A 17,347-nucleotide genomic window follows, 5' to 3' on the forward strand; every position below is an offset into this window, starting at 1 on the left:
CCCATGGCACTCACCCTCTCCTCCCGCCGCACGAGCCGACGTCTGGCGGCGGACGCGGGGCTGCTGGTGGTCGCGGCGACGTTCGCGCTGCCACTGCTCTGGGTGGTCCTGTCGTCCCTCGACGCCCACGCGGACCTCAAGGTGAAGACCCCCGACGGCCTGACCCTCGACAACTTCCACGCGATCCTGAAACCGGACATCACCTTCACGCCCCTGCTCAACAGCCTGATCCTGTGCGGGTTCGGAACGCTGCTGACGGTGGTGTGCTCGGCGTTGGCGGCGTATCCCCTGTCGCGTTTCCGGTCGCGCCTGAACCGCCCGTTCCTGCTGACGATCCTCTTCGCGACGAGCCTTCCGATCACGGCGATCATGGTGCCGGTGTACGCGTTGTTCGTGCAGGTGAATCTCATCGACACCATGCAGGGCACGATCTTCTTCTTCGCCGCGTCCCAACTCCCGTTCGCCATCTGGCTGATGAAGAACTTCATGGACGGGGTGCCGAAGGAGTTGGAGGAGGCTGCCTGGACTGACGGAGCGTCGTCGCTTCAGTCGCTGGTGCGGATTGTGCTGCCGCTGATGGGGCCGGGAGTGGCGGTGGTGACCGTCTTCTCGTTCGTGATGATGTGGGGGAACTTCTTCGTCCCGTTCATGCTGCTGCTCACGCCGGATCAGATGCCGGCGAGCGTGAGCATCAATGAGTTCTTCGGGAATCGGGGGATGGTGGCGTATGGGCAGCTGGCGGCGTTCTCGGTTGTTTATTCGACGCCGGTGATTTTGTTGTATGTGCTGGTGGCTCGGCGGTTGGGTGGGGGGTTTGCTTTGGGTGGGGCGGTTAAGGGGTGATCTCTTCGGCCCAGGTGCGGGCTCCGGCGGCTTCGGTGGGGGCATTGGCGCGGGTGTAGGCGTCGGCGGACTTGAGGTAGTGGGTGCGGGCCTCGGCGGGGCGGGCGGCGTGCTGGTGGGCGAGGGCCAGGTTGAAGAGAGTCTGGCCCGTTCCGTACCAGTCGTCGAACTCCCAGAAGCACTCCAGGGCCTGCTCATACGCCTCCACCGCCTCCTCCACCCGGCCCGCCTCCCACAGGGCGTTGCCGAGGTTGTTCCACGCAATGGCCCCGCGGCGGCGGTCCCCGGCGGCCTGGAACAGGTCGCGGGCAGGGGTGTGGGCATCGATCGCCTCCTCCACCCGGCCCGCCTGCCGCAGGGCGCTACCGAGGTTGTCCCACGCGCTGGCCCCGCGGCGGCGGTCCCCGACGGCCTGGAACAGGTCGCGGGCCCGGGTGTGGGCATCGATGGCCTCCTCCACCCGGCCCGTGGAACGCAGGGCGATGCCGAGGTTGTCCCACGCGCTGGCCTCGCGGCGGCGGTCCCCGACGGCCTGGTGCAGGTCGCGGGCCCGGGTGTGGACGTCGATGGCCTCCTCCACCTGGCCCATCTCCCTCAAGGCGATGCCAAGGTTGTTCCACGCGCTGGCCTCCCCCACCCGGTTACCGGCGCGGTGGGCGGCCTCCCGCGCGACACCGCAGACCGTGGTCAAGTCGTCGAAAGCGCGCCGCCAGTACAGATACTCCGCCAGATACTGCGACAGCCGTACCGCTGTGGCCGCGAACCGCTCCTCCCGCGCCCACTGCACCGCCGCCACCAGCCCAGCCCGCTCGGAGTCCAGCCACGCCAGCGCCCCCGCCCGATCCTCGAACCGCTCCGGCTCCGGCATCCCCGGCAGCCACCGCAACCGGACATCCGCCGCCCTCGCCCACCGCAGATAGAACTCCAGCACCCGCTCCCGCGCCGCCTCCCCCTCCTCCCACAACCCCACGTCCCCCTTGACCACACCCACCCCGAACACCCGCACCAGGTCATGCAACCGCCACCGCCCACGCCCACTCCCCCGCTCAACAAGATGGGCGCGGCACAACGCGTCGAGCACACGCACCGGCGGAGTGTCCGCTCCGTCCAGCACGGCGACGACGTCGGCCGTCACCTCCGGCCCCGGAGCCAGAGCCAACAGCCTCAGCAACCGGGCCTGTTCAGCCGGCAGACGCCGATACGACAGGTCAAAGGCGGCCCGCACACTGCGTTCACCGTCATCAAGGTGCTGGAGTCGGTCTCCGGACTCGGCGAGTTCCGACACGAGTTCGGCCACAGGCTTGTCCCGGTCGAGGACAAGCAAGGCCGCGGCGATCTGAAGGGCGAGTGGCAAGTGCCCACACAGCAAGGCGAGTTGGGCAGCCGCCGTACCCTCATTCGCCACCCGCGCATCACCCCGAGCGGCGATCCGCAACGCCCGGTCCAGCAGGTCGTACGCCTCCCCCGGACTCAGCTCCCCCAACGGCAGCAACCGCGCCCCCAGTTGAGGCAACTTGCTCCGCGATGTAGCAAGCAGCCGGTGCCGCACACCCCCGGGATGCAACGGACGCACCTGCTCAGCCGAGGACGCGTTGTCGGCCAGGACCAGCACCGCCCCCAACTCCCGCTCCCGCGCCGCAAGTACCGATCGATACAGTGCGGCCCGTGCGTCAACCCCGTTGGGAATGTGCTCCGGAGGCGTCCCCAGGGCCCTCAGCAGAGTCTCCAGCGCCTGTTCCGCCGTAACGCGATCATCGTCGTATCCATGGAGATTGACGAAGAGCACCCCACCCGGGAACCACCCCCTGTCACAGGCTTCATGCACCGCCTGCACCGCGAGCGCGGTCTTGCCGATACCGCCGAGCCCGGACACCGCGGCGACCAACACCGCTCCCGGCGCTTCGCCACTCCCATCCGGGTCGAACGCACCGAGCAGCTCGCCGAGTTGATCACCGCGACCGGTGAACCCGGCGGCCTTCGGAGGCAGGGAATCCAGCGCGGTGGGCGCCGGCGCGTGCTGGTGATACTCCACCTTCTTCGCGGTGAAGTCCCCGTTGAACTCCCCGCCCCGGAAATCTTGATGATCCCCGCCGTACTGCTCGCCCATCGCGCCGTCCCCGTGCCGCCGCCCCCGAATCGCGTGCCAACACGGTACGCCTACGGGCCTCGCCCACGTTGCCGTCCCGACCGGCACGCGTGGTTCAAGCCGATCACCGCAGGCGCACGGGCTCCTGGCCAACCTGCCCTGCCCACCCTGGTGGACTTGGGCTAGGCCTCAGCACGCACGATCAACGTCCCGATGTGGCCGAGCTCAGGCGCGTCAAGCACGGTCGCTACGGCCGAGGAGAACCCGGCCAGGGTCAACAGCCGTTCCCAGACGGACGGACGGTAGCTGTACCGGTACGTGAACATGGCCTTGCCCGCGAAGCCCCCCTTGTACATGCCCTGCGGGCCGTACGCACCGGGGATGGCCGGCGGCTGGGAGAACACGAAGACTCCGCCCGGGTTGAGCCGCGCCCGTACAAGCGGAAACAGCCGCCCCGGGTCGACGAACCAGGCCGCCCCGAAGATCGAGTAGACCGCGTCGTACGTGTCGTCGCACGAGGCGAGGTACTCCAGGACCTCACCGCACGCGAACTCGGCGCCTGTGTCGCCCCACCGCTCGCTCACCTTCTTGACCATGACCGGCGAGAGGTCGACGCCCTGCGCGCTGATCCCGCGCTGCGCGAGATGCGCGAGGGCCCGGCCGGTACCGCATCCGATCTCCAGCACGCTGCGCGGTTCGCCGAGCAGTTCGGGGCCGGGACCGTGACCGGCGTACTGCGTCCAGCAGAACGAGGGCTCGGCCTCGCCCTTGAAGGCGGACTCGGCGTAGGCGTCCCACAGTTCGGTCTCGGCCGGGATGTCGTGGGGTACGGGCACGGCGTCGTTCCTCTGCGTCGTGTCGGGGTGCTGGAGCCCCGCCCTCCTGGAGAACAGGGGAGCGGGCCCGACTGTAGCGGGCGGTCAGTGACTGTCGGGGACCTTGTCGTCGCACGGCGAGCAGTCCGTACCGTCGATCGCCCACAACTCCTCGTCCACGGGCCACCCTTGGCTCTTCAGGAAGTCGCCGGTGCGCAGGCACCGGCCGTCGAGCGGGCGCTGGGTGAGTCGGGGCAGTCTGCGCTGTTCCCTGATACGGGCGCCCGTGTGGTTCTCGTCCAGTGTCGGCATACCGGTCTTCGTTCTGAGCAGCCACAACCACAACCACTGGAACAGTACCCAGGCCGGGCCACGCGCCCGCGCCCTTCCGCTCCGACTCCCTCCGGAGCAGGAGCGGTTGTGTGTGATCGGATGACCCGCATGACGACCACCCCCCGCACCCTCTACCTCTTCGCCTCCGCCGCACCCCCACCGCCGCCCGCTGGCTCGAACCCCAACTCGGTGAACTGGCACGGCTGACAGGCCACCCCGTGCGCAGCGAGTACAAGATGCCGGGCGAGCCGGACGTCTGGCCGAAGGCGGACGTGATCGCGTTCGCGCCGGCGACCTTCAACACGATCAACTCATGGGCGTTGGGCCTGACTCACGACTTCGTGGTCGGTGTCGTCGCCGAAGGCATCGGCAAGCGCATCCCCGTCATCGCCATGCCCTGCGTCAACTCCGCCTACGAACAGCACCGGCAATTCGAGCGCAGCGTCGCCGAGTTGCGTGCCATGGGCGTCCAACTCCTTTACGGCGAAGGCGGATTCGTGCCGAACCAGCCCGGGCAGGGCAGGCCGAAGGAGTTCCCCTGGCGGCTGGTGCTGGATGCGGCCGTAGACGCGACACGCACCTGAACGCCCCGCCCACCCCCACCCCCCGGACACCCACCGTCGATTTCCCGCCACCCCCCACTTCCCCCCACACCCGATCACCACCCCCACCACAAACGCACTCCCCTTCGACCCCCGCCCACACACCCGACGGCGTCGAAACGGTCCCTGGGGTCCGCCGCACCGGCGAATGGCAAGGCAGGGAGGCATATTCACCCGGCGGCGCCCATCCCCTGCCCGTCTCTCAGCCCTCCTCGCCACCACTCAGCGTCACCGATCTCGCCCACCCCGGCCGCACTGGATGCCCGCCGGTCGACCGAATCCGTACGTTCCTACAATCCGTAATCCTGGCCGAACAGACCGTAGTCACCGCACTCAGGCACCCCTAGCTTGTGGCCCGTGCGCCGACCCCCAGCTCAACCCAGCCAGTCCACGCCGCCGACACCGCCCACTCCGCCCTTCAACGCGCCCGCCGCCCATCGGCTCCGTACCGCTCTCAACATGGGCCCGGAACACGTCGCGTACGGCATGCGTGCCTCGTACGGGCTGCCGTACGTCACGCCTGACCTGGTCATCGCCTGGGAGCGGGGACTCACCGCGCCCTCCGGGCCCGAACTCACCGCGCTGTCCGGCGTGTTGTGGTGCTCGCCGGCCGAACTCATCGGCAAGCCACGCACGCTGCGTGAGCATCGGCTCGCCCGGAGCCTCGCGCCGGAGGACGTCGCCCGGGCCGTCGGGCTCGAACTCCTCGCGTATCTGCGGATGGAGGAGCACGACCAGTGGCGCGGCACCGAGCGTCAGACCTCCGCGCTCACCGATCTCCTCGACCTCTCGCTGCCCGACTTCATCAGCGTCACCGGGCGCGACAGCCGCCTCGCCGAGCTGCTGCGCAGTGCCATGACCACGCGGTGGCAGGCGTACGTACGCCCGATCGGCAAGATGGTGCCGCTGGACCGGCGGCTCCTGGAGGACTCCCTCCAGGAGTTGCACGAGGACTACCAGGCGCAGATGGTCGCCACCCTGACCTGGGGCGGCGGCAACTCCGCCGTCGAAGCGGGCGAGGCAGGCCGGGACTTCCTCGACCAGATCATCAGCCGGTTCTGGTCCATGGTCGAGAGGAGTACCTACTGAGCGCCGTACCAAGAAAAACCGGCTAGAAAAGCGGCTAGAAAACCGACTCCGCCTCGTCCATCCGGTCCTTCGGCACCGTCTTCAGCTCGGTGACCGCCTCGGCCAGCGGCACCATCACCACGTCCGTCCCCCGCAGCGCGGTCATCCGCCCGAACTCCCCCTGGTGCGCGGCCTCCACCGCGTGCCAGCCGAAGCGCGTCGCCAACACCCGGTCGTACGCGGTCGGTACGCCGCCGCGCTGGATGTGTCCGAGGATGACCGGCTTGGCCTCCTTGCCGAGGCGGCGCTCCAACTCGTAGGCCAGCGCCGTGCCGATGCCCTGGAAGCGCTCGTGGCCGAACTGGTCGATCGCGCCCTTGTTGTAGTCCATGGAACCCTCGGCGGGGTGCGCGCCCTCGGCCACGCACACGACGGCGAACCTCTTGCCGCGCGCGAAGCGTTCCTCGACCATCTTGACCAGGTCGGCCGGGTCGAAGGGGCGCTCGGGGAGGCAGATGCCGTGCGCGCCCGCCGCCATGCCGGACTCCAGCGCGATCCAGCCCGCGTGCCGGCCCATGACCTCGACGACCATGACCCGCTGGTGCGACTCCGCCGTCGTCTTCAGACGGTCCATCGCCTCCGTCGCGACCCCGACCGCCGTGTCGAAGCCGAACGTGCGGTCCGTCGACGAGATGTCGTTGTCGATCGTCTTGGGGACGCCCACGACCGGCAGGCCCGCGTCGGACAGCATGCGCGCCGCCGTCAGCGTGCCCTCGCCGCCGATCGGGATCAGCGCGTCGATCCCGAAGTCCCGCGCGATGTCCAGCGCGTTCTCGCAGGCCTCGCGGAGGCGGTCCCGCTCCAGTCGTGACGAACCCAGGATCGTGCCGCCGCGGGCGAGGATGCCGCTGACCGCGTCCAGGTCGAGGTTGCGGTAGTGGCCTTCGAGCAGTCCGGCGTAGCCGTCCTCGAAGCCGATGACCTCGTCGCCGTAGTTGTCGACCGCTCGGTGCACGACCGACCGGATCACGGCGTTCAGGCCGGGGCAGTCGCCGCCTGCGGTGAGAACTCCGATACGCATCGTGCTGTGTCTCCTGCTCGCTGTTGACACCGGTGAGCCGGACCCGATTGTTTCACGTCCCTCAGGGCGTCGCCGCTCCCGTCGGACTGGCGGGCGCCTTAACCACCCCCGGAGGTATTGTCAAGAGGGTTCTGCTCACCCAGGTGGGCGATTTTTATGACCGTCGAAACGGGCAGCCAGAAGTCCTCGGAATCTGCCGGAAGAGGAGACCACGCGTGACCCGCAGCGTGTACGTGACCGGGATCGACCGCGGCGACGGCCGTCAGGTCGTCGAGCTGGGGGTCATGGAGCTCCTGACCCGGCAGGTCGACCGGGTGGGGGTGTTCCGACCCCTCGTCCACGACGGCCCCGACCGCCTGTTCGAACTGCTGCGTGCGCGCTACCGGCTCTCCCAGGCCCCCGCGACCGTCTACGGCATGGACTACCACGAGGCCTCCGCCCTCCAGGCCGAGCAGGGGACGGACGAGCTGGTGTCGACGCTCGTCGACCGGTTCCATCTCGTCGCCCGCGACTACGACGTCGTCCTCGTCCTGGGCACCGACTACGCGGACACCCAGTTCCCGGACGAGCTGTCCCTCAACGCCCGCCTCGCGAACGAGTTCGGCGCGTCCGTCATCCCCGTCGTCGGCGGCCGCAAGCAGACCGCCGAGTCCGTGCTCGCGGAGACCCGCAACGCCTATCGCGCCTACGACGGCCTCGGCTGCGACGTCCTCGCCATGGTCACCAACCGGGTCGCCCGCGAGGACCGGGAGGAGATCGCCCAACGGCTCACCACCCGGCTGCCGGTGCCCTGTTACGTCGTACCGGACGAGCCCGCCCTCTCCGCGCCGACCGTCGCCCAGATCACCCACGCCCTCGGCGGCAAGGTCCTCCTCGGGGACGACTCCGGGCTCGCCCGGGACGCGCTCGACTTTGTCTTCGGCGGGGCGATGCTGCCCAACTTCCTCAAGGCGCTGACCCCGGGCGCGCTCGTCGTCACCCCCGGCGACCGCGCCGACCTCGTCATCGGCGCGCTCGCCGCGCACAGCGCCGGCACCCCGCCGATCGCCGGCGTCCTGCTCACCCTGAACGAGGTGCCCAGCCACGGCATCCTCACCCTCGCAGCGCGTCTCGCGCCGGGTACCCCGGTGGTCTCCGTGCCCGGCACCTCCTTCCCCACCGCCGCCGAACTCTTCTCCCTGGAGGGGAAGTTGAACGCGGCCACCCCGCGCAAGGCGGAGACCGCGCTCGGCCTCTTCGAGCGGTACGTCGACACCGGCGACCTGCTCAAGCGGGTCTCGGCGCCGAGCAGCGACCGGGTCACCCCGATGATGTTCGAGCACACGCTCCTGGAGCGGGCCCGCTCCGACAAGCGCCGGATCGTCCTCCCCGAGGGCACCGAGGCCCGCGTCCTGCACGCCGCCGAGGTGCTGTTGCGGCGCGGTGTCTGCGAGTTGACCCTCCTCGGCCCCGAGGACCAGATCCGCAAGAAGGCAGCCGACCTCGGCATCGACCTCACCGCGGCCCAGTTGATCGACCCGCACACCTCCGAACTCCGTGACCGCTTCGCCGAGCGGTACGCCAAGCTCCGCGCCCACAAGGGCGTCACCGTCGAACTCGCCTACGACGTCGTCGCCGACGTGAACTACTTCGGGACGCTGATGGTCCAGGAGGGGCTCGCCGACGGGATGGTCTCCGGTGCCGTGCACTCCACCGCCGCGACCATCCGGCCCGCCTTCGAGATCATCAAGACCAAGCCGGACGCCGACATCGTCTCGTCCGTCTTCTTCATGTGCCTCGCCGACAAGGTGCTGGTGTACGGCGACTGTGCGGTCAACCCCGACCCGAACGCCGAGCAGTTGGCCGACATCGCCATCCAATCGGCCGCCACCGCCGAGCAGTTCGGCGTCTCGGCCCGGATCGCGATGCTGTCGTACTCCACCGGTACGTCCGGCTCGGGCGCCGACGTCGACAAGGTGCGCGAGGCGACCGAACTGGTCCGGCTGCGGCGGGCCGATCTGCGGATCGAGGGGCCCATCCAGTACGACGCCGCCGTCGAGCCGAGTGTCGCCGCCACCAAGATGCCGGAGTCCGAAGTCGCCGGTCAGGCAAGCGTGTTGATCTTCCCCGACCTGAACACCGGAAACAACACCTACAAGGCCGTGCAGCGTTCGGCCGGCGCGATCGCGGTCGGGCCGGTGTTGCAGGGTCTGCGCAAGCCGGTCAACGACCTGTCCCGGGGCGCCCTCGTCTCGGACATCGTCAACACCGTCGCCATCACGGCGATCCAGGCGCAGCACCCGATCGAGAAGGCAACCGCCCAGTGAGTCCCACGCGTGTCCTCGTCCTCAACTCCGGCTCCTCGTCGGTGAAGTACCAGCTGCTCGACATGGCGGCGGGCACCCGTCTCGCCGTAGGACTCGTCGAGCGGATCGGTGAGGAGACCTCCCGGTTCAAGCACACCGACATGGGCACGGACGCCACCCGGGAGTGGACGGGCCCGATCCCCGATCACGAGGCCGCGCTGAAGGCCGTGGCCGAGGAGCTGTCGAGGGACGGACTCGGGCTGGACTCACCGGAGTTGGCGGCCATCGGGCATCGGGTCGTGCACGGTGGGCTGGTCTTCACCGAGCCGACCGTCATCGACGACGCCGTGCTCGCCGAGATCGAACGGCTCATCCCCGTCGCGCCGTTGCACAATCCGGCGAACCTCGTCGGGATCCGGACCGCGATGGCGTTGCGGCCCGATCTGCCGCAGGTGGCCGTGTTCGACACGGCGTTCCACACGACGATGCCGGAGTCGGCCGCGCGGTACGCGATCGACGTGGCGACCGCGGACGCGTACCGGATCCGGCGGTACGGGTTCCACGGGACCTCGCACGCGTATGTGTCGCGGGCGACGGCGAAGCTGCTGGGGAAGGCGCCCGAGGACGTGAATGTCATCGTGCTGCACCTCGGGAACGGGGCGTCCGCGTCGGCCGTACGGGGTGGCCGGTGTGTGGACACGTCCATGGGGCTGACGCCGTTGGAGGGGCTGGTGATGGGGACGCGGTCGGGAGACCTGGATCCGGCCGTCATCTTCCATTTGATGCGTGTTGGCGAAATGTCCACCGATGAGATCGACACTCTTCTCAACAAGAAGAGCGGTCTGATCGGGTTGTGCGGGGACAACGACATGCGGGAGATCCGGCGCCGGATCGACGAGGGTGACGAACAGGCGGAACTGGCCTTCGACATCTACATTCACCGATTGAAGAAGTACATCGGTGCCTACTGCGCGGTACTCGGCCGGGTGGACGCGGTCGCCTTCACCGCGGGGGTCGGCGAGAACGCGAGCGCCGTGCGGGAGGCTGCCGTGGCGGGCCTGGAGCTGCTGGGGCTTGAGGTGGACGGCGCGCTGAACGCCGTACGGAGTGAGGAGCCGCGGCTGATCTCGCCCGCGTCCGGGCGGGTCGCGGTCGCGGTGGTGCCGACGGACGAGGAATTGGAGATCGCGACACAGACCTATGCACTGGTCGGAAATTACAACGCCTGAGCGCATGCCCGCCCATTTGTATCTTCCGCCAGACGGAATATTCCGTAGCGAAACAAACCGATAGGATCGTCCCATGCGCCGTTCGAAAATCGTCTGTACTCTCGGCCCCGCGGTCGACTCCCACGAACAACTGGTCTCGCTGATCGAGGCCGGTATGAATGTGGCCCGTTTCAATTTCAGCCACGGCACCCACGCCGAGCACCAGGGGCGGTACGACCGCGTCCGTGCCGCGGCCAAGGAGACCGGCCGTGCCATCGGCGTCCTCGCCGACCTGCAGGGCCCGAAGATCCGCCTGGAGACCTTCGCGGAGGGTCCCGTCGAGCTGGTGCGCGGTGACGAGTTCACCATCACCACCGACGACGTCCCGGGCGACAAGACCATCTGCGGGACCACGTACAAGGGCCTGCCCGGTGACGTCTCCCGCGGCGACCAGGTCCTCATCAACGACGGCAACGTCGAGCTGAAGGTCCTCAGCGTCGAAGGCCCCCGCGTGAAGACGATCGTCATCGAGGGCGGCGTCATCTCCGACCACAAGGGCATCAACCTGCCCGGCACGGCGGTGAACGTGCCCGCGCTGTCCGACAAGGACGTCGAGGACCTGCGCTTCGCCCTGCGGATGGGCTGCGACATGGTCGCCCTGTCCTTCGTGCGCGACGCGGGCGACGTGTACGACGTCCACAAGGTGATGGACGAGGAGGGCCGCCGGGTCCCCGTCATCGCCAAGGTGGAGAAGCCGCAGGCGGTCGCCAACATGGAGGCCGTGGTCGCGGCGTTCGACGCGGTGATGGTGGCCCGCGGCGACCTCGCCGTCGAGTACCCGCTGGAGAAGGTCCCGATGGTGCAGAAGCGCCTGGTGGAGCTGTGCCGGCGGAACGCCAAGCCGGTGATCGTGGCGACCCAGATGATGGAGTCGATGATCACCAACTCCCGTCCCACGCGCGCCGAGGCCTCCGACGTGGCCAACGCGATCCTGGACGGCGCGGACGCGGTCATGCTGTCCGCCGAGTCCTCGGTGGGCGCCTACCCGATCGAGACCGTGCAGACGATGTCGAAGATCGTCCAGGCGGCCGAGGAGGAGCTGTTCAGCAAGGGCCTGCAGCCGCTCGTGCCGGGCAAGAAGCCGCGGACGCAGGGTGGTTCGATCGCGCGTGCCGCGTGCGAGATCGCCGACTTCCTCGGCGGCCGGGCCCTGGTGGCCTTCACGCAGTCCGGTGACACCGCCCGCCGGCTGTCCCGCTACCGCGCCTCGCAGCCCATCGTCGCCTTCACCATGGACGAGAGCACCCGCAACCAGCTGACGCTCAGCTGGGGCGTGGAGTCGCACGTCGTGCCGTTCGTGAACAGCACCGACGAGATGGTCGACATGGTCGACATGGAGATCGCCAAGATCAACCGCTTCAACCCGGGCGACACCCTCATCATCACCGCCGGCTCGCCCCCCGGCGTCCCCGGCACCACGAACATGCTCCGCGTCCACCACCTCGGCGGCGGAGAGCGCAACTGACGTACGTCTGAAGGCTCTTGTACGACGCTGAGGGCGCCCCCGCTACAGGGGGCGCCCTCGGTCCGTCCGCCGCCGGATCGTGGTCGACGGTGCTCCTGGCGTCTCCCGGAGCCACGCGTCGCCCCTGTGGATCGGCCGCGCACCGGACTGAGCAGTGCCCCGCCGAGTGGGTACTCGGCGGGGCACTGTTCCTTCGCGGCTCCCGAACGGGCTTGTGGGCGGGCTCAGTTCTGGTAGCTGCGCAGCCCGGGGACCGTCAGCGTGCCGCCGAACTGGCCGGCCTGGACCACCTTCACGTTGGTGAAGTAGATCAGCGGGATGTTCAGCGGCGGCGGGTTGTCCGGGGTGAACGTGATCGGGATCAGTCCGAACAGGTTGCCCGAGATGGACTCCGTGTACATCACCGTGTCGCCGTCGCGGATCGTGGACGTCGAGCCGGAGGCAGCCTGGACGTTGTACGTCTTGCCGGACTGCTTGTCGTTCACCGTCTGGTGCAGGTCGCCGATGTCGGTGCCGCCGGAGATGACGTACTTCAGGACCTTCTTGACCTTGCCGCTGGCGGTCTTCACCTCGACGATGCCCTGATAGTCGGCGCCCTTGAGCAGCAGGGAGCTGGCGTTCAGGTACCAGGGGTCGTCGGGCAGCAGCACCTTGTTGTCGACGCCGCTCAAGTCGTCCGTGGCGACCGGGCAGTCCGAGGTGTCGGTGCTCGCGCTCGCGGACGGGCTCGGGGTGGCCGTGGCCGAAGGCGTCGCGGTGGCCGTGTCCTCGGCCGCCTTGGTCGCCGCGTCGGTCGTGTCCTTCACGGTGTCGTCGACCGTGTCGGTGACCTTCTTCGTCGTGTCCTTGACGGTGTCGGACCCGCTGGAGGAGTCGTCCGAGGACGTGTCCTTCGTGGCGCTCGCCGAGGCGGACGCGGTCGGCGTCGGGGTGGCGCTCGCCGTCGAGTCGGACTTCGACGAACCGCCGGTGAGGATCCCGGTGATGGCGTCGCCGATGGTGTCCAGCAGGTTGCCGCTGCTCGCGGACGCGGAGGGCGTCGCCGTGGCGGTGCTGCTCGACGAACCGCTCGACTCCGCGGACTTGCTCGCGGAGGCGGACGGCGTGGGGGTGGCCGCCTTGCCGTCGGAACCTGAATCCGACGAATCCGAAGATGTCTTGCCGGAGTCCGTGTCCTTCGAGGCCGAGGCCGACGGAGTCGCCTCGGCCTTGGACGAGGCGGCGGACTCGCTCGCGGACGTGGACGGCGTCGCCGAGGGGCTCGCCGTCGACCCGGCGATGGCGGCGACACAGTCCTTGTACTCGTCGGCCGTCAGGCTCTTCGACGACGGCGAGGTCGTCGATCCGTTGTCGGCGAGGGCGAGCGAGGACGTGAAGCCCATCCCCATGATCACGGCGGTCGGCATCGCCACCGTGGCTATCGCCTTGCCGGCGGGCATGTGGAGCCTGGTGAACAGCGGCTTCTTGGGTGCCGCATGCCGCGGCCCGGTTCTCACACGGGACTCGTCCACATCAGTCCCGTGGGTCACCTCGTCAGCCGGCACTGTGCCTCCCGTTCGCCCCGTTGTTCACCGGGCTCGTTCCTGACAGATCGTTCGGCTCGTCCGTACCGTCGGCGGACTCGGACGGCGCGGGCTCCTGAGGCTTGGCGTAGTACGACGCGGAGTCGTGCGGCGCCGCCTCGTACGGTGTGGCCGCGGCGGGGGCGCCGCCCTCTCCCTGTGTGACGTCCTGGAGCGACTGCGGCTCCGGCGGTGCGCCCGGCGCCCACGACACGGCCAGTGCCCCGCCGACCATGGCGAGGAGGAAGCCGATCAGGAAACCGCCGAGGTTGGACACGGGGATGGACACCAGCGCCAGCAGGATCGCCGCGACACCCGCGAAGGTGCGTACGTGCTTCTGGAACCAGAGGCTGAAGCCCAGGACGACCAGCAGTACGCCGATGATCAGGGACCCGGCACCCGCGGTGGTGGCCATCGCCAGCGTCAGATGGCCCACCTGGAGATGTGCGTACGGGAAGTAGGCGATCGGGAGTCCGCCGAGCATGACGAACAGACCGGCCCAGAACGGCCTCGTGCCACGCCAGGCACGAAACTGCAGCCTCCGGCGGGCGAACTGGCCGGGTGCGGCAGGAGTCTCGGCGCTCATGGAAAACAGCTCCCTGGTACGGCGTTGCTGTGGTGGAGAGTCGCACCTCGTGTGAAGGCGCTGGTGGAAGTGGGACGGGCGGGGGCGCCACCGGCTCCCCCGCCCGCCGTCAAGTGCCTAGTAGCACTCGTGGGTGCCGGCCGAGACCGACATCTTCAGCCCGCTGAGCTTGAAGGTTCCGGCAGTGGTGGCCCACGCCGTCTGCTTCACATTGGTCAGCGTGGCCGACTCGGCCTGCTGCGCGAATCCGTACGGGTTGGCAGCCTCGCTGCCGCCCTTCATGCCCGGACCCTTGGTCGCGCTTCCGGCCGCCACACCGATGTCGATGTTGTGGAACACAGCGTCGGCGCTGAGGTCCTGAACATCGATGTACAGATTCTCGGCCTGGACCGGCGTACCGTCGCCGCCCGCCTTCAGCACAAGGCTGACGGACCCGAGCAGCGGGATGTTCGGGGTGACCACCGACTGGCACATGTTGGTGATCGACGCGGACTTGAACGCCGAGACCGCGACGGGGTGAAGCGACTTGCTGCCGTCGAGGTTGTAACCCGAGTCGAGCGCTCCGTACTGCGTGAAGCCCGTGCCGTCGAGCTGGTCGGCCGACACCTTGAACGACTGACCCGAAACACTGAACGACGCGGCGAGAGCACCCTGCGCGAGGGCCACACCTATACACGCCGTAGCGGCGACGCTGGGCACCATGACCACAGCGAAGCGCTTCCATCTGGTCCCGCCACGCACCTGGGACTCCATATTTCCTCCTTCTCGGACGTACATCTCCTGGCCCTGACTGCCCCCTATTGGCGGCTCAGCCGGGCAGGGATGGGAGAAGTGCTACGTCCTCGGGAAGGGGAGCGCCCGTCCTCGGAGGCGCGAACCGCGCACCGATCACCGGCGATCACCCCCGAGCGACAACCACTGGTCGCGCCTGACGCACATCACGCACAACCTTGCTGGACAGGCTCCGCCTGGCGGCGAAGACCCCCCTGCCCAAGAGCCGACTCCATTGTTTCCGGCTCTACTCGGTGGGGACCCAGGAAACCCCGTCGGCCCGACCGGCTGTCGGGGTACGGAAATGGACCGAGCGTCGCCGATCGTGGTGCATTCTCGCCGCCCGCACAAGGGGCTTCGTTACTGGGTAGTAACGGCCGGATAACCGAACAACGACCCGCCGGTATCGGTCGACGACGCTGGGTGCCATCGTGGGCCAGGACAAATCAGTTGACACCCGGGCGGAATCCGACAGATCAACGCCCCTGGCTTACTCCAAGTAACAGCGGCCGCGATTACCAAGATTTGGCAAAGCGCGGCCGCAGTGACACTCCGTCGGCAAATCTTTCACTTCGGCATCACAGGTCACGAGGTTTACCGACTGGTCAGAACCGGCCCCGCGCCCCGCTCAGAACAGCGCCCGCGCCAGTGCCCGCCGGGCCGCCGTCACCCTGGGGTCATCGGCCCCGACGACCTCGAACAGCTCCAGCAGCCGCAGTCGTACGGCATCCCGGTCGTCACCCACCGTGCGCCGCACGGTGTCGATCAGCCGGCTGAACGCGTCCTCGACATGACCGCCCACCAGGTCCAGGTCGGCGGCGGCGATCTGCGCCGGCACGTCACCCGGCTTCTCGGCGGCCTCGGTGCGCACCTGCTGCGGGTCGAGCGTCGACACCCGGTGCAGCAAATCGGCCTGGGCGAGCCCCAGTTTGGCCTCGGAGTTGCCCGGGTCGTCGCTCAGCACGTTCTTGTACGCCTGCACGGCCCCGCCGAAGTCCCCCGCGTCCAGGGCCTGTACGGCGGCTTCGAGCAGCGCGTCGTACGGTCCCGCCGGCACCTCGGCGACGGCCTCGGGCCGGTCGCCCGGCGCGGCGTCGGGGTCGACGTCGAGACCGGTGAGGCCGAAGCGCTGCTCGGCGACCTGGATCAACTGGTCGAGGGTCTCCCGGATCTGCGACTCGGCGGCGGCACCCTGGAAGAGCGGCAGCGCCTGGCCGGCGACCACCGCGAAGACGGCCGGGATGCCCTGCACCCCGAACTGCTGCATCAGCATCTGATTGGCGTCGACGTCGATCTTGGCGAGGACGAAGCGCCCGTTGTAATCAAGCGCGAGCCGCTCCAGGAGCGGGCTCAGCTGCTTGCACGGCTCGCACCACTCGGCCCAGAAGTCGATGACGACCGGGACCTCGGTGGACCGCTGCAGGACCTCGCTCTCGAACCCCGCCTCATCTACGTCGATCACCAGGTCGGCCGGGGAGACGGCCCCGCCGCCGCCCTGCCTGGCGGTCTCGGCGCGCGCCTGCTCCGCCTTGACCTTGGCCTCCTGGGCCGCCTTCACCGCGGCGAGGTCGACGACTCCGCTCATGGACATGTTCCGTGGCTGCATGCGCCCATCCTCCCCCGTCCGCGCGTGTGAATGAAAAGCGTTGTGAAAGCCGGTCTGTCGCAAGCCGGTTGTGAGCTGTTCGGCGCCGGGTCCCCACCCTGCGCCCCGTGGTTACGCTACGACCCGTAGCGTAATAGCACAGGCCCCTTCCCGGATACAGATACCCGGTGATCTCCCTCACTGCACCACAGGAACCGACGGTTATGGTCGAGGGATGCAGAGCAGCACTCCCGCCCCGCGCGCCGCGGGACGACCCCGCAGCACCACCGCGGACACCGCGATCCTGGCGGCGACCCGAGAGGCCCTGGTCGAACTCGGCTGGTCCAGGCTCACGTTGGGAGACGTCGCCACGCGCGCGGGGGTTGCGAAAACCACCCTCTACCGCCGCTGGGCGGGCAAGAACGAACTCGTCGTCGACGCGGTGGCGGAGCTCTTCGACGAGCTCCACCTCCCCGACCGGGGCACGCTGGCCGCCGACATCGAGGGCGTGGTCCTCCAGTTCGCGGCGATCCTGGCCCGCCCGGAGGCCAAGAGCGGCCTGATGGCGGTGGTCGCCGAGTCCATCCACGACGACGCCCTGCGCGACCGCATCCGGGAGTCGATCGTCGACCGCCAGAAGTGCCTGGTCCTGGAGGGCAGAGCACGCGCCCAGGCCCGCGGCGAACTCCCCCCGGAGACCGACCCGCAGGAAGCCGCCCGCACGGCCGACCTCATCTTCGACGTGGTCGCGGGCGCGGTGGTCCACCGCACCCTGGTAAGCGCGGAACCGGCCGACGAGGAGTGGGTCCACAGCTTCACCCAGGTCCTACTGCTAGGCCTGACCTCGCTCAACAACCCCTAGAATCCACCGACCGACCCCGACCGCAGACACGGCCCCGGCACCCACCTGAGGCACTGCCGCCGCCTGCCGCGACTCCCCCGCCCCGGCTTCACCCATCTCGGCACACACGGGCCCGACAGGCACACCTGCGACGCT

Annotated in this window: 15 protein-coding genes; 7 read left to right on the forward strand and 8 right to left on the reverse strand. The window is 69.0% G+C overall.

What is annotated here, in order from left to right; translation table 11 throughout:
- Positions 1-3: 3 nt before the first annotated feature.
- Positions 4-843 carry a carbohydrate ABC transporter permease gene (locus tag OG226_RS17045; protein ID WP_329349364.1) on the forward strand — a complete coding sequence of 280 codons (840 nt, stop codon included), beginning with the start codon at positions 4-6 and terminating at the stop codon, positions 841-843.
- Here OG226_RS17045 and OG226_RS17050 read toward each other — a convergent pair.
- The 3 genes from OG226_RS17050 to OG226_RS17060 all read right to left on the reverse strand — a co-directional run bounded on the left by OG226_RS17050 (position 833) and on the right by OG226_RS17060 (position 4,056).
- Positions 833-2,950 carry a tetratricopeptide repeat protein gene (locus OG226_RS17050; protein ID WP_329349365.1) on the reverse strand — a complete coding sequence of 706 codons (2,118 nt, stop codon included), beginning with the start codon at positions 2,948-2,950 and terminating at the stop codon, positions 833-835. The genes OG226_RS17045 and OG226_RS17050 overlap by 11 nt on opposite strands.
- A 161-nt stretch (positions 2,951-3,111) precedes the next feature.
- Positions 3,112-3,765 (reverse strand): class I SAM-dependent methyltransferase, encoded by a 654-nt coding sequence (locus tag OG226_RS17055; protein ID WP_329349366.1) that lies wholly within the window; start codon positions 3,763-3,765, stop codon positions 3,112-3,114.
- Between the two features lie 84 nt (positions 3,766-3,849).
- Positions 3,850-4,056 (reverse strand): hypothetical protein, encoded by a 207-nt coding sequence (locus tag OG226_RS17060; RefSeq protein ID WP_329353754.1) that lies wholly within the window; start codon positions 4,054-4,056, stop codon positions 3,850-3,852.
- Positions 4,057-4,271: 215 nt separating this feature from the next.
- Between OG226_RS17060 and OG226_RS17065 the strand changes: the two genes are divergently transcribed.
- Entirely contained in the window at positions 4,272-4,661 is a 390-nt protein-coding gene (locus tag OG226_RS17065) for a hypothetical protein (RefSeq protein WP_443066998.1), read from the forward strand.
- A gap of 477 nt (positions 4,662-5,138) precedes the next feature.
- Positions 5,139-5,768: an XRE family transcriptional regulator gene (locus tag OG226_RS17070; protein ID WP_328686337.1), complete on the forward strand. Its 630-nt coding sequence runs from the start codon at positions 5,139-5,141 to the stop codon at positions 5,766-5,768.
- A gap of 34 nt (positions 5,769-5,802) precedes the next feature.
- Here the strand turns inward: OG226_RS17070 and OG226_RS17075 are convergent, their stop codons facing one another.
- A complete protein-coding gene (locus OG226_RS17075; protein WP_328678970.1) occupies positions 5,803-6,828 on the reverse strand; it encodes an ATP-dependent 6-phosphofructokinase in 1,026 nt (341 codons plus the stop codon).
- Between the two features lie 215 nt (positions 6,829-7,043).
- On the opposite strand from OG226_RS17075, the gene pta reads away from it, so the two are divergent.
- The 3 genes from pta (at position 7,044) to pyk (ending at position 11,846) form a co-directional block, all read left to right on the forward strand.
- Positions 7,044-9,134, forward strand: coding sequence for a phosphate acetyltransferase (gene pta, locus OG226_RS17080; protein ID WP_329349368.1), 2,091 nt, complete (start codon positions 7,044-7,046; stop codon positions 9,132-9,134).
- Positions 9,131-10,342: an acetate kinase gene (locus tag OG226_RS17085; protein WP_329349369.1), complete on the forward strand. Its 1,212-nt coding sequence runs from the start codon at positions 9,131-9,133 to the stop codon at positions 10,340-10,342. Before pta ends, OG226_RS17085 begins: the two co-directional genes overlap by 4 nt.
- A gap of 73 nt (positions 10,343-10,415) precedes the next feature.
- Positions 10,416-11,846 (forward strand): pyruvate kinase, encoded by a 1,431-nt coding sequence (pyk, locus tag OG226_RS17090; protein ID WP_329349370.1) that lies wholly within the window; start codon positions 10,416-10,418, stop codon positions 11,844-11,846.
- A gap of 224 nt (positions 11,847-12,070) precedes the next feature.
- On the opposite strand, the gene OG226_RS17095 is transcribed toward pyk, so the two are convergent.
- The 4 genes from OG226_RS17095 to OG226_RS17110 form a co-directional block, all read right to left on the reverse strand.
- Positions 12,071-13,390 carry a hypothetical protein gene (locus OG226_RS17095; protein WP_329349371.1) on the reverse strand — a complete coding sequence of 440 codons (1,320 nt, stop codon included), beginning with the start codon at positions 13,388-13,390 and terminating at the stop codon, positions 12,071-12,073.
- Positions 13,380-13,994, reverse strand: coding sequence for a DUF6114 domain-containing protein (locus OG226_RS17100; protein ID WP_329349372.1), 615 nt, complete (start codon positions 13,992-13,994; stop codon positions 13,380-13,382). The genes OG226_RS17095 and OG226_RS17100 overlap by 11 nt, the downstream gene beginning before the upstream one ends.
- A gap of 117 nt (positions 13,995-14,111) precedes the next feature.
- Positions 14,112-14,747, reverse strand: a complete 636-nt coding sequence (locus tag OG226_RS17105; protein WP_328678976.1) for a DUF6230 family protein — start codon at positions 14,745-14,747, stop codon at positions 14,112-14,114.
- Positions 14,748-15,393: 646 nt separating this feature from the next.
- Positions 15,394-16,371 (reverse strand): tetratricopeptide repeat protein, encoded by a 978-nt coding sequence (locus tag OG226_RS17110; RefSeq protein WP_328678977.1) that lies wholly within the window; start codon positions 16,369-16,371, stop codon positions 15,394-15,396.
- A gap of 214 nt (positions 16,372-16,585) precedes the next feature.
- On the opposite strand from OG226_RS17110, the gene OG226_RS17115 reads away from it, so the two are divergent.
- The gene (locus OG226_RS17115) at positions 16,586-17,212 is read left to right on the forward strand and encodes a TetR/AcrR family transcriptional regulator (protein WP_329349373.1); all 627 of its coding nucleotides are present in this window, start codon (positions 16,586-16,588) and stop codon (positions 17,210-17,212) included.
- Positions 17,213-17,347: the final 135 nt, after the last annotated feature.

It is taken from the genome of Streptomyces sp. NBC_01261, assembly GCF_036226385.1.
Classification (GTDB): domain Bacteria; phylum Actinomycetota; class Actinomycetes; order Streptomycetales; family Streptomycetaceae; genus Streptomyces.

What these genes read in the sequence shown, in the direction of transcription:
- OG226_RS17100 (WP_329349372.1), bottom strand. Translation starts at nt 13,994, where the DNA reads ATGAGCGCCGAGACTCCTGCCGCACCCGGCCAGTTCGCCCGCCGGAGG.
- OG226_RS17045 (WP_329349364.1), top strand. Translation starts at nt 4, where the DNA reads ATGGCACTCACCCTCTCCTCCCGCCGCACGAGCCGACGTCTGGCGGCG.
- OG226_RS17070 (WP_328686337.1), top strand. Translation starts at nt 5,139, where the DNA reads ATGGGCCCGGAACACGTCGCGTACGGCATGCGTGCCTCGTACGGGCTG.
- OG226_RS17110 (WP_328678977.1), bottom strand. Translation starts at nt 16,371, where the DNA reads ATGCAGCCACGGAACATGTCCATGAGCGGAGTCGTCGACCTCGCCGCG.
- OG226_RS17115 (WP_329349373.1), top strand. Translation starts at nt 16,586, where the DNA reads ATGCAGAGCAGCACTCCCGCCCCGCGCGCCGCGGGACGACCCCGCAGC.
- OG226_RS17075 (WP_328678970.1), bottom strand. Translation starts at nt 6,828, where the DNA reads ATGCGTATCGGAGTTCTCACCGCAGGCGGCGACTGCCCCGGCCTGAAC.
- OG226_RS17050 (WP_329349365.1), bottom strand. Translation starts at nt 2,950, where the DNA reads ATGGGCGAGCAGTACGGCGGGGATCATCAAGATTTCCGGGGCGGGGAG.
- OG226_RS17105 (WP_328678976.1), bottom strand. Translation starts at nt 14,747, where the DNA reads ATGGAGTCCCAGGTGCGTGGCGGGACCAGATGGAAGCGCTTCGCTGTG.
- pyk (WP_329349370.1), top strand. Translation starts at nt 10,416, where the DNA reads ATGCGCCGTTCGAAAATCGTCTGTACTCTCGGCCCCGCGGTCGACTCC.
- OG226_RS17060 (WP_329353754.1), bottom strand. Translation starts at nt 4,056, where the DNA reads ATGCCGACACTGGACGAGAACCACACGGGCGCCCGTATCAGGGAACAG.